6 protein-coding genes are annotated in these 12306 nt (G+C 69.8%); 5 read left to right on the top strand and 1 reads right to left on the bottom strand.

Going from position 1 to position 12306, the window contains the following annotated elements:
• Nucleotides 1-586: 586 nt before the first annotated feature.
• From V1633_RS02245 to V1633_RS02230, 4 genes are all read left to right on the top strand, one after another.
• Nucleotides 587-2146, top strand: a complete 1560-nt coding sequence (locus tag V1633_RS02245) for a hypothetical protein (protein ID WP_331212431.1) — start codon at nucleotides 587-589, stop codon at nucleotides 2144-2146.
• Nucleotides 2139-2867, top strand: a complete 729-nt coding sequence (locus tag V1633_RS02240; RefSeq protein WP_331212429.1) for a class F sortase — start codon at nucleotides 2139-2141, stop codon at nucleotides 2865-2867. The genes V1633_RS02245 and V1633_RS02240 overlap by 8 nt, the downstream gene beginning before the upstream one ends.
• Nucleotides 2868-3163: 296 nt before the next feature.
• A complete protein-coding gene (locus V1633_RS02235; protein WP_331212428.1) occupies nucleotides 3164-3940 on the top strand; it encodes a hypothetical protein in 777 nt (258 codons plus the stop codon).
• 1 nt (nucleotide 3941) lies between these two features.
• Entirely contained in the window at nucleotides 3942-4754 is an 813-nt protein-coding gene (locus V1633_RS02230) for a class F sortase (protein WP_331212427.1), read from the top strand.
• An 89-nt stretch (nucleotides 4755-4843) separates the two neighbouring features.
• Here V1633_RS02230 and V1633_RS02225 read toward each other — a convergent pair whose 3' ends face one another.
• Entirely contained in the window at nucleotides 4844-9937 is a 5094-nt protein-coding gene (locus V1633_RS02225; protein WP_331212426.1) for an NAD-glutamate dehydrogenase, read from the bottom strand.
• Nucleotides 9938-10243: 306 nt separating this feature from the next.
• Here V1633_RS02225 and V1633_RS02220 point away from each other — a divergent pair, with 306 nt between their 5' ends.
• Complete coding sequence (locus V1633_RS02220) at nucleotides 10244-12214, top strand: penicillin-binding transpeptidase domain-containing protein (protein WP_331212425.1); 1971 nt, start codon at nucleotides 10244-10246, stop codon at nucleotides 12212-12214.
• Nucleotides 12215-12306: the final 92 nt, after the last annotated feature.

Genomic DNA, 12306 nt, shown 5'->3' with positions numbered 1-12306 from the left:
CCGGATGCCCTCGGCGTCTGCTGCGCGGTGTGGCTCCCCCAGCACAGTGGATGAATTCTTGCATGGGAGCGCTTCCACCACAACACCCATCACAGTTACGGATGACGATATCCCAGCCCCCCGGGCGGGCGCCCGCCCGGCTCCGCCAGACCGCCGGCACCGATCTCCGGCAGGCGGGCACACCACCTCTCGGCAGGCCATCCACAGTGGATATCAGCCGACTGGAGGGCCCCGACGAGCACCGACCGGGTGCCCACCGACCGCTGACTCCACACCTGCCGGGAGCGGACAAAACGGCGAACGGGGCCGAACGGCCGAGACCGGCCCGGCGCGATCGAAAGGCCGATCCCCGCCTCGACGACACCGGGCGGGGCGAAGCGGCAGGGTCTTGCCCGGAGGGCGCGGAGGGGCCCGGTCGGGACCTGACGAGACGAGCCGATCGCGGCGTGCAGATACCCACCTGTAGCACCGTGAGCAGCACCTTTGGGTAAATGCCTGGAAAATCTGATGAAAGCTCACAAACTCGTTAATCTCGGTCATGGCTCGTCTCCTCGAGCTGAAGCAAGAGGGAAGGATGACGAAAGTCATGTCCAAGAAGTTCCTCGGCAAGGTGATCGCTGGAGCCGCCCTCGGCGGCGCGTCCCTACTCTTCTGCGCCCCTTCGGCCGCCCTCGCTGACGGCGCCGACCACTCCGGCGACCACTACAAGGACAGCCTGGGCCGCGTCTTCACGAAGCCGCACGTGGTGAAGCCCGGGCACGAGGTCAAGCTCGGCGAGCTCTGCTCCGAGCGGCAGAAACACGCCTGGTTGTGGTCGAAGGTCACCGGCAAGGTCGACCTGACCCCGAAGGAGCACTCGTACGAGGACGACAAGAAGTCCGAGCACAGCAAGGGCTGGGACGACAAGAAGTCCGAGCACAGCAAGGGCTGGGACGACAAGAAGTCCGAGGAGGGTGCCGAGAGCGGGAAGAACGGTACCGAGCCCCGAGACTACAAGGGCGGCGACTACAAGCAGGATCACGAGTACCAGGAGTTCCTGAAGTACAAGGAGTACCAGGAGTACCAGGAGTACCGCCGGTACAAGGAGAAGAAGGCGCCCGAGGACTCGGCGTCCGCCGAGGAGAAGGCGGAATCGCCTGGTCCGTCAGCTGGCGCGGTGCCGGCACCGTCCCGCTCGCAGGGCGAGCAGCCGGCCGACGGCTACCAGCCCCCGGCGGGGCAGCCGGGAGCCGGTTCGGGCGGGGTCGGCGGCGGACTGCTCGCGGACAACAGCGGCGGGACCGGCTGGGAGGACGGCAAGAAGGCCGACGAGCACAAGTCCTACGACCCGAAGGCCCAGGACGACGCCAAGAAGGCCGACGAGCACAAGTCCGGGGACTACTCGGCCGAAGAGCAGAAGGCCTGGGAAGACAGCAAGAAGGCCGAGGAGTACAAGGCCGACGAGCACAAGTCCTACGACCCGAAGGCCCAGGACGACGCCAAGAAGGCCGACGAGCACAAGTCCGGGGACTACTCGGCCGAAGAGCAGAAGGCCTGGGAAGACAGCAAGAAGAGCGAGGACTACAAGGCCTGGCAGGACAGCAAGAAGGCCGAGGAGTACAAGGCCTGGGAAGACAGCAAGAAGAGCGAGGACTACAAGGCCTGGGAAGACAGCAAGAAGAGCGAGGACTACAAGGCCTGGGAAGACAGCAAGAAGAGCGAGGACTACAAGGCCTGGGAAGACAGCAAGAAGAGCGAGGACTACAAGGCCTGGGAAGACAGCAAGAAGAGCGAGGACTACAAGGCCTGGGAAGACAGCAAGAAGGCCGAGGACTACAAGGACTGGCAGGACGGCGGCAGGGCCGAGGAGGACAAGGCCTCCGAGGAGAGCCGGAACCGGGACCACAAGGGCGAGGCCGGGTACGAGTACTGGGCCAGCGTCACGATCCCGTGGGACGCCAAGCCCGGCACGTACGACCTCAAGGGCTCGTGCGGTGAGGGCGAGCTGATCATCGTGCCGAAGGGTTGGGTCGACGGCGGCGACGGCGGCATCACCGCCGGCAACGGCGACAACCTCGCGGTCGGTGGCGTGGGGATGCTCGGGATGGCCGCGCTCGGCGGCCTGGTGCTGATGCGTCAGCGCCGTACCGATGAATCACGTGCCTGACGCCGTGACGAGCGGAGCCGGCGGCCGTCCCGGGAAACCGTGGCGAGCCGCCGGCATCGGCTTCGTCGCCCTGCTCGCCCTGGTCGGGGCGGGCCTCATCGGTGCCGCGTTGAACGCACCGGACACCGCCGCCCCGCCACAGCCGCGACCGGTGGCAGCTCCGGAACCCTCCGTGGGGCCGGTCGCGAGCGGCGCGCCGGACCGGTCCGAGTCACCCGACCTCGTACCGTCGACGCCCGACCCGACGCCGAGCACCAGGGTGTTGCCCCGGAGCGAGCCGGTCATGGTGAGCATCCCGAAGATCGGGGTCGCTGCGGCGGTCATGCCGGTCGGGATCACCGACGAGGGCATGGTGCAGGTACCGCCGCTGAGCAAGGCGCACCTCGCCGGCTGGTACCAGCCGGGTCCGACGCCCGGCGAGGCGGGCAATTCCGTGATCGTCGGTCACGTGGACTCCAAGGAGATCGGACCCGCGGTGTTCTTCCGGCTCGGCGCCCTGCTGCCCGGAGACCGGATCGAGGTGGTCCGGAAGGACGGCGGCACCGCCACGTTCGTCGTGGACAGCGTGAAGTCGTACCCGAAGACGAACTTCCCCACCGATCTCGTCTACGGCCCCTCGGTGCAGCCCGGGCTCCGCCTGGTGACCTGCGGGGGCGACTTCGACGAGCGGGCCGGCTCCTATCCGGACAACATCATCGCGTTCGCCAGGCTCGCCAGCTAGGTACGGCCGGGCGGACGGCTACGAGAGCTCGGGGGTGACGCTGCGGCGTCACCCCCGAGCCGTTGTTCCCTGCGCGTCGCACGGGTGTGGTCGGGCAGCCCCAGCCGGACGGGGCACCCCAAATGGGGCTGGGCGCACAGCAAGGCCGCAGCAAACGCAAAGAGTTCTCTACCACGCCAACGCTACCTGGCGGCCTAAACACCCATAATCACGACATTGGCTCACAAACTAATTAGCGTCGGTCCTAGCCCGGCTGCCGTCGGGCGAACCCAACGGGGAAGGAGTGACTACGCGTCATGAGTAGGAAGTTGCTGGGGAAGGTGATGGCGGGCGCGGGTCTCGGCGCCGCATCGTTGCTGATCTGCGCACCCGGAACCGCCCTGGCGGACGGCGGATCGCACCACGACCCGGAGTACCGGGGCTACGTCAAGACCGAGCCGAAGGGAGTGAAGCCGGGCGCCAAGTTCAAGATCATCTTGACCTGCTTCTCTCCCGAGGATCGTCCCTGGGTCTCGTCCAGGATCACCGGCAAGCTCTGGCTCAAGCCGCTGAAGGACAACGGGGACCGGCCGTCGGAGCCACCGGCGAACGGTGACAACGGTGACGACCAGCCGGAGCAGCCGGGCCAACCGGGACAGCCGGGCCAACCGGGCCAACCGGGACAGCCGGGTCAGCCGGGACAGCCAGGCCAACCGGGACAGCCGGGTCAGCCGGGACAGCCGGGCCAGCCCGGGCTGCCGGAGGACGGACAGCCGGTGCTGCCGGACGACCTCCAGCCGCAGGCCCAGAGTGGCGGCGAGGGAGGCCAGGCCACCGACGGCCACCGCCACAGCTACCGCTACTGGGCCTGGGCGAAGGTCCCGGAGAAGACCAAGCCGGGTCACTACGCGGTCAAGGGCTCGTGTGGCAACGGCAAGATCGTCGTACTGCCCAGGGGTTCCGTACCCGGCGGCGACGGTGGCGCCACCACCGACGACAGCCGGACCGTGGCGGGGGCCGGCATGCTGGGAGCGGCCGCGATCGGCGGATTCCTGCTGATGCGCCGACGTCGTACCGATGGCTCACTCGCCTGACGTGGACACCAGGAGCGCCGGCGACCGGCACGGGCGACCGTGGCGTGCCGCCGGCGTACTCCTGGTCGCCCTCCTCACCCTCGGCGGCACCGCGATGCTCACCGCCGGACTCAAACCGGCACCGGCCCAACCGCCCCAGCCGGTCGACGTGGTGACCGGAGACGAACCCGCTCCGACCGGGGAGCCGGCGGTCGGTGGGGAGTCCGCAGCCGATGCCGAACCGGAAGCGGCGCCCGGTTCGGCGGCCGGGCCCGACTGGGCCTCCGGCTGGTCCGAGACCGGGCCGCCCCCGACTCCCGGTGCGACACCTCCGTCCACCGGCCCGGCCGCACCCTCCCCGGCCGCACCCGCGCCGTTGCCCCGGTCCGAGCCCGTGAAGATCACCATTCCGAAGATCAAGGTAAACGCGAAGATCATGTCGGTCGGGCTGCACGCCGACGGCACCGTCGAGGTGCCCTCCTTGAAGCAGGCGCACCTCGCCGGCTGGTACCGGCTGGGAGTCAGTCCGGGCGAGATCGGCAACGCCGTGGTGGTCGGGCACGTCGACTCGGCCGCCATGGGTCCCGCCGTCTTCTTCCGGCTCGGCGCGCTCAAGAAGGCGGACCAGGTCCAGGTGACCCGGACCGACGGCAGCGTCGTCCGGTTCGCCGTCGACACCGTCAAGTCATACCCGAAGACAGCCTTCCCGGCCGAACTGGTCTACGGGTCCAGCGATAGCGCCCGGCTGCAGGTGGTCACCTGTGGCGGCGTCTTCGACAAGAAGAAGGGCAGCTATCCCAACAACATCGTGGTGTCCGCGACCCGGATCCCCTGACCGGATCCGACACCCACCGAACACCGAGCTGTCGCCGATGTCCGCGGAGGACGCCGGCGACAGCTCCGTGTTCCACCCGGCTGGTGGCCTCAGCCGGCCGCCGAGGTGCGGACCAGGGTCCGGATCTGCCGCAACAGCACCGAGAGTGCCGCCAGGTCGGCCCGGGACTCGTCGAACTCCCCGATCGCCTTGCGGGTACGGGTGATCGAGATGGCGTTCGACCGTTCCCACTCCTGCACCCGCTCCTCCGGCGGCAGTTCGGCCGACGTGGCGCCGAGCACCTCGGCGGTGAGCGCCGCCAGTGCGGCGTACAGGTCGTAGCGCAGGGCCATCCGGGCCAGCGTCTGCCAGCGGTCCTCCCGGGGCAGCAGGGAGATCTTCGACAGCAGCGAGTCAACCCGGAACCGGTCGGAGAGGACGAAGTAGACCGACGCCACCTCGCCGACGTCCCGACCGGTCGCCGTCGTGGTCTCCACCACGTCGAGCAACCCGAAGCTGTACATCAACCGGGTGGCCCGCTCCGCCAGGTCCCGGGGCAGCCCCCGCTCCACCGACGACTCGATGTGCGCCTCCAGCGCCGCCCGTTCGCCACCCACGAACAGGTTCCCCAGCTCGGGCAGGAGCCGGGCCACCCCGTCGCGGAGCCGGTCGATCTCGGCCGGCACGTCGATCGGCGACCGCCGGTTGGTGACCAGCCAGCGGACCGCCCGGTCGAGCAGTCGACGGGTGTCCAGGTAGATCGCGGTCTGCACCTCGGTCGGCACCCGGTTGTCGAGGGCCTCGATCGCGGTCCAGACCTCCCTGAGCCGGAACACCTCCCGGACCACCACGTACGCCCGGATGACGTCCGCCGGCGAGGCTCCGGTCTCCTCCACCACGCGGTAGATGAACGAGATGCCACCCCGGTTGACCGCCTCGTTGACCAGCACCGTGGTCACGATGTCCCGGCGCAGCCGGTGCTCCGCCATCCGGTCGGCGTACCGGTCGCGCAGCGGCGTCGGGAAGTAGCCGGCCAGCACCTCGGAGGTCCACTCCTCGTCGGGCAGGCTGTCGGCCAGGATCTCCCGCTCCAGCACGATCTTGACGTACGCCAGCAGCACCGCGAACTCCGGCGCGGTGAGCCCGGAGTCGGTCCGGACCGCCAGCTCCTCGTCCGGCGGCAGCGCCTCCAGTTCCCGGTTCAGGTGACCGGCCCGCTCGAAGTCGGAGATCATCCGGCGGTGTACCGGCAGCAGCGACGGCGCCTGGGCCATCGCGTTGCCGATGGCCCGGGCCTGGTCGTAGTTGTCCCGGAGCACCAGTTCGGCGATCTCGTCGGTCATCTCGGCGAGCAGCGCGTCCCGGTCCTCGACGCTCAGCTCACCGTCGGCCACGGACGCGCCGAGCAGGATCTTGATGTTCACCTCGTGGTCGGAGGTGTCCACCCCGGCCGCGTTGTCGATGAAGTCGGTGAAGATCCGGCCGCCCGCCAGGGCGTACTCGATCCGGCCGACCTGGGTGAAGCCCAGGTTGCCGCCCTCGCCGACCACCCGGCAGCGCAGGTCCTTGCCGTCCACCCGGATCATGTCGTTGGACTTGTCCCCCACCTCGGCGTTCGACTCCGACGACGCCTTCACGTAGGTGCCGATGCCGCCGTTCCAGAACAGGTCGACCGGCGCGGTCAGGATCGCCCGCATCAGCTCCGGCGGGGACATCGACTCGACGCCGGCGTCGAGGTCGAGCGCCGCCCGCACCTCCGGGGTGATCGTGATCGACTTCGCGGTACGCGGGAAGACGCCGCCACCGGCCGAGATCAACTCGGTGTTGTAGTCCGCCCACGACGAACGCGGGACGTCGAACAGCCGCCGCCGCTCCGCGTACGAGGAGGCCGCGTCCGGGTTCGGGTCCAGGAAGATGTGCCGGTGGTCGAAGGCGGCCACCAGCCGGATGTGCTCGGAGAGCAGCATCCCGTTGCCGAAGACGTCGCCGGACATGTCGCCGACGCCGACCACGGTGAAGTCCTGGCTCTGGGTGTCGATCCCCATGTCCCGGAAGTGCCGCTTCACCGACTCCCAGGCACCCCGGGCGGTGATCCCCATCTTCTTGTGGTCGTAGCCGGCCGAGCCGCCGGAGGCGAACGCGTCGGCCATCCAGAAGCCGTTGCGGACCGAGATCTCGTTGGCGATGTCGGAGAAGGTCGCGGTCCCCTTGTCCGCCGCCACCACCAGGTACGGGTCGTCGCCGTCGTGCCGGACCACCTCCTGCGGCGGCACGATCTGCCCGCCGACCAGGTTGTCGGTCACGTCCAGCATGGCCGAGATGAACTCCTGGTAGCAGGCGACCGCCTCGTCCCGGTCCCCCGGCTTCTGCTTCAGCACGAAGCCGCCCTTGGCGCCGACCGGCACGATCACCGCGTTCTTCACCATCTGCGCCTTGACCAGGCCGAGCACCTCGGTCCGGAAGTCCTCCCGGCGGTCGGACCAGCGGATACCGCCCCGGGCCACCGGGCCGAACCGCAGGTGCACGCCCTCGAAGCGCGGCGAGTAGACGAAGATCTCGTACTTGGGCCGGGGGGCCGGCAGGTCCGGCACCGCCTGCGGGTCGAGCTTGAACGCCACGTACGCCTTCGGCCGCCCGTCGGTACGCCGCTGGTAGAAACTCGTCCGCAGGGTGGCCTGGATCAGTGTCAGGTACGAGCGCAGGATCCGGTCCTGGTCGAGGCTGCTCACCTCGTCGAGCTGTTGCCCGATCGAGGTGACCAGTTCCTTGCTGCGCAGCGTGCGTTCCTCGGCGGTCAGGCCGAGCAGCGGCGAGAACCGGGTCTCGAAGAGGTCGACCAGCGACGAGGCGAGTTCCGGGTACGCGATGAAGGTCGACTCCATGTAGTCCTGCGAGAAGACCGTGCCGGCCTGCCGCAGGTACTTCGCGTACGCCCGCAGCACCACCACCTGCCGCCAGGTCAGGCCACCACGCAGCACCAGTTCGTTGAAACCGTCGACCTCGGCCTCACCTCGCCAGGTGGCGGAGAAGGCGTTCTCCACGTGTGGGCGGACCTCGGTGAGGTCCCGGGCGCCGTCCGGCAGCTCCAGGCCGAAGTCGTAGAGGTAGATCCGCCCGTCGACCCGCTCCACCTCGTACGGGTGCTCGTCGACGACCCGTACCCCGAGCGAGTGCAGGACCGGCAGGACGGCGGAGAGCATCATCGGCTCCCCGTACCGGTAGACCTTGAACCGGACGTCCTCGGCGCCGGGGCCCGGCGGTGGGCCGACCTCGGTGCCGGGCGCCACCGCCGCCGTCGAGCGCGGCGGCGCGAACTTGCGGAACATGTGCATCTCCAGCTGGCCCGGCTCCTCGAGCAGTTCCAGCTTGGCGAGGTCCTTCATCGCCTCGTACGGGGTGTGCCCGTCCTTGTAGCCCTCCGGGAAGGCGTCCGCGTACCGGCTGAAGAGGTGTTTGGCCTGCTCGTCACCGAGCTTGCGCTCCAGCACCAGCCGGTAGTCGTCGTCCCAGAGCCGGGTCGCGTCGGCCAGTTCCTCGGCGAGCAGGTCGGCGTCGAGTTCGCCGGGCGGGTTGGCCGGGTCGGTCCGGACGATGAAATGCACCCGGGCGAGCATGGACTCGGTCACCCGGGTGGTGTAGTCGACGCCGACGCCGTTCAGTTCACGGAGCAGGATCTCCTGCATGCGCAACCGGTTCTGTGTGGTGAACCGGTCCCGGGGCAGGTAGATCAGGCAGGAGATGAACCGCCCGTAGCCGTCCCGCCGGAGGAAGACCCGCAACTGGCGGCGGCCGGCCATCCGGAGCACTCCGATGACCGCCTGGTAGAGGTCGTCGGTCTTGATCTGGAACAGCTCGTCGCGCGGGTAGGTCTCCAGGATCTGCAACAGGTCCTTGCCGGAGTGGCTGCGCGGGCTGAGGCCGGAGCGTTCCAGCACCTCGGCGACCTTGCGGCGGACCACCGGCAGCTCCCGGACGCTGGTCCGGTACGCCGCCGTGGCGAGCAGGCCGAGGAAACGCCGCTCGCCCACCACCTCGCCGGCCTCGTTGAAGATCTTGAACCCGATGTAGTCCAGGTACGCCGAGCGGTGCACGGTCGCCCGGGAGTTCGCCTTGGTGATGATCAGCAGCCGCTTCTCCCGCACCTTGGCGGCGGCCTCCGGGGTCATCGAGGAGAGCGTCCGCGGCACGGTGGAGTCCTGCCGCAGGATACCGAGCCCGGTGCCGAGCACCGCCTGCAACGCGGGCCCCTGGTCGTCGTCGGGGGCGGCCGGCTCGACGAGGCGGTACTCGCGGTAGCCGAGGAAGGTGAAGTGTTCGTGGGCCAGCCAGCGGAGCAGCTCCACCGAGTCCGTGATGTCCTTCTCCGGCACGGGTGGGCGGTTCTCCGCCGTACGGGCGGCGGCCAACTCGTCGGCGAGTTCGAGGGCCCGCTGACGCATACGGGGCCAGTCTTCCACCGCTTCCCGGACATCGGTCAGCACCCGCTGCAACTCGGCCCGCAGTCGGGTCCGGTCCTCGGGTCCACGGATCGGATCCACCTCGATCCGCATCCAACTTTCCACGATGTCGCCGTCGATCGCGTCGTCCGGTTCCACGTCGGCGGCGACCTCGGTCAACCGGCCGAGCGGCTCCCGACGCACCACGACCAGCGGATGCACCAGCAGGTGGACGTCGAGGTGATGCCCGGTGAGCAACGCGGTGACAGAATCCACCAAAAAGGGCATATCGTCGGTAACGATCTCAATTACCGTATGCTGCTGCTCCGGCGCCGGCTCGTGGATCCGCAGCTTCAGCTCACCCGGCACCCGCTGCTGGGCCAACTCCCGATGCTCCCGCGCGGCGGCCAGCATCTCCTCCGGGGTGAACCCGATCAGCTCCTCGTCCGGGGCGAACCGCCAGAACCGGTCGACCAGGGTCGCCGCGTCATGGTCGTCGCCGGCCAGCGCCACCGCCTGGGCGACCAGCCGCTCGGCGTTCGGTACCGGCTCGTCGAGATCCGCGTCCTCGACGTCGTCGGCCAGCGCCTCCGGAGGTAAGCCCAGGTCGTACAGGGTGTCGATGCTGGCCCCCGGCACGCCGGTGACGCCCGAGGCGAGCCGAGAGCCCACCCCGTCGTCGTCGACCGCCGAATCGTAGCTGTCGTCCCGACCAGCGTAAGCCGGCCGAAGAGCGGGTTCCGGTTTGATCGCCGGACGCCGGTCCATCGGTGCCACTCCCCTCGACCCACCACGCCGTGGGTCACTCTGCGCCCAGACTAGGCCCTGCCGATCCACCGTCTTGTCAGTGGACCGCCGGCCCGACGTCCGGATCCGGACGTTGTCCCGTCACCCGTTGCGGACAGCGGGCACGCCCGTCCTGGAGTACCCACACTGCCTCCGCCATCACCCGCCGCACCGGTCGGACACCGGAGCCGCGACACGGGGGCACATGCGGGGACACCGGGCGTACTACCGTCAACCTGCCGCCGGTGGCTGTCACGGCGGCGGGCACACCCGGAAGGTAACAACGGCATGCGTCTCCCTTATCCACCCCATCGCCCCCCTCTCCGGCGGGCAGGCCCCCGGTTGCCACTCCTGGCGTTGGCCGGCCTGCTGCTCGCCACCGGGTCCCTCGCCGCCTGCTCCGAATCCGACGGACCGGAACAGGCGGTCGACGCGTTCCTCGCCGGCTGGCGCGGCGGCGACCTCAACCCGGTCGGCTTCCGCAACCCGGCGGGACAGCGGGTCCCGGCCACGGACGTGGCCGAGGAGATCAAACAACTCTCCGGCGACCTGGCCAAGACTCCACCCACGCTCCGCCGGGAAGGTGCGGCGAAGATCACAGACAACAGCGCGACAGCGACGGTACGGGTCGACTGGACGCTTCCGGGAGACACGCACTGGATCTACCCCTCGGAACTGCGCCTCACGCGTGCCGACGACGACAACTGGCAGATCATCTGGGAACCGAAGGTGGTCCAGCCGCAGCTCACGAGTGGTGACCAGTTGACCCTGAGGCGGCTCCCGGCAGCCCGCGCGCCGATCAGCGACGGTGCCGGGGCGGACATCGTGCGCCCCCGTCCGGTGGTCCTGGTCGGGGTGCAGCCGGACGAGGTGACCGACACGGCGGATCTGGTGAAGGAACTCGACGCGGCGTTCCGGGCGATCCGGCCCCGGATCGAGCCGCCGGTCGACCTCTCCGACCTGCCGGACCGGCTGAAGGAGGCGAAGCCGAACGCCTTCGTCGACGTGGTGAGCCTGCGCCGGGAGGCGTACCTGCAGATCAAGCCCCGGATCTACGACCTGCCCGGCACGAAGTTCCGTGACGAGCAGCGGCAGCTCGCCCCGACCCGGGACTTCGCCCGGGCCCTGCTCGGCTCGGTCGACCCGGTGCAGGCCGACGACATGACGGCCGAGCCCGGGGCCTACGAACTCGGCGACTCGGTCGGACACGGCGGTCTCCAGGGCCGGTACGAGAAGCAGCTGCGCGGCGCCGCCGGCACCAGTGTGATCATCGCGAGCCGGCGTCCCGACGGTTCGGTCACCCCGACCGACACCGAGGTGTTCCGGCAGGAGCCGAAGCCGGGCTCTCCGGTCAGGACCACCCTCGACGTACCGACCCAGACCGCGGCCGACAACGCGTTGCGGGGTACCTCGCAGCGCAGCGCACTGGTCGCGGTACGGGTCAGCGACGGCGCGGTGCTCGCCGCCGCCAACGGCGGCACCGCCGAGAACCTCGCCTTCACCGCCCAGGTGCCGCCGGGCTCGACCTTCAAGATGGTCAGCGCACTCGGTCTGCTCGACGCCGGCGCGGTCAGTCTCGACGCCCCGGTCGACTGCGAGAAGACGTTCACCGTGGAGGGGCGCTCGTTCAAGAACTCCGACAACTTCGCCCTCGGCCGGGTGCCGTTCCGGGTCGACTTCGCCAAGTCGTGCAACACGGCGTTCGCCGCGCTCGCCCCGCGGCTGGGCCCGGACGGGCTGGCCGAGGCCGGCCGCAGCCTCGGCCTGGAGGCGGCCTGGCAACTCGGCCTCGACGCGTTCAGTGGCAAGGTCTCGACCGGTGGTTCGGCGCCCGAGCGGGCCGCCGCGGCGTTCGGCCAGGGCACCACGCTGGTCAGCCCGTTGGCGATGGCGGCGGCCACCGCCGGGGTGGCCCGGGGTCAGTGGCAGCAGCCGAAGCTGGTCCTGGAGCCGGCCCCGGGTGAGTCCGCGCCGCCCGGCCCGCAGTTGAAGCCCGGCTCGGTGGAGCCGCTGCGCACCATGATGCGCGAGGTGGTCACCGGGGGCACCGCGACGGCGCTGAAGGACGTGCCGGGTGGGCCGGTGTACGGCAAGACCGGCACCGCCGAGTACGACGACAACCCGGCGCACACCCACGCCTGGTTCGTGGGTTGGCAGGGTGACGTCGCGATCGCGGTCTTCGTGGAGAAGGGCGGATCGAGTTCGGCGACCGCCGTACCGATCGCGGAGAAGTTCCTGCGCGACCTCGCCCGGGACTGAGGTCCCCGGCCCGCCCGCCGACAACCGAAGCGGGCCCCCACCCCCTGGGTGGGGGGCGCGTCGTGTTGGCCCCCCGGGGCGCCGGCCCCCCC

It is taken from the genome of Plantactinospora sonchi, from assembly GCF_036422035.1.
In the GTDB taxonomy this organism is placed as follows: domain Bacteria; phylum Actinomycetota; class Actinomycetes; order Mycobacteriales; family Micromonosporaceae; genus Plantactinospora; species Plantactinospora sonchi.
This window is presented reverse-complemented; position numbering and strand designations above follow the sequence as displayed.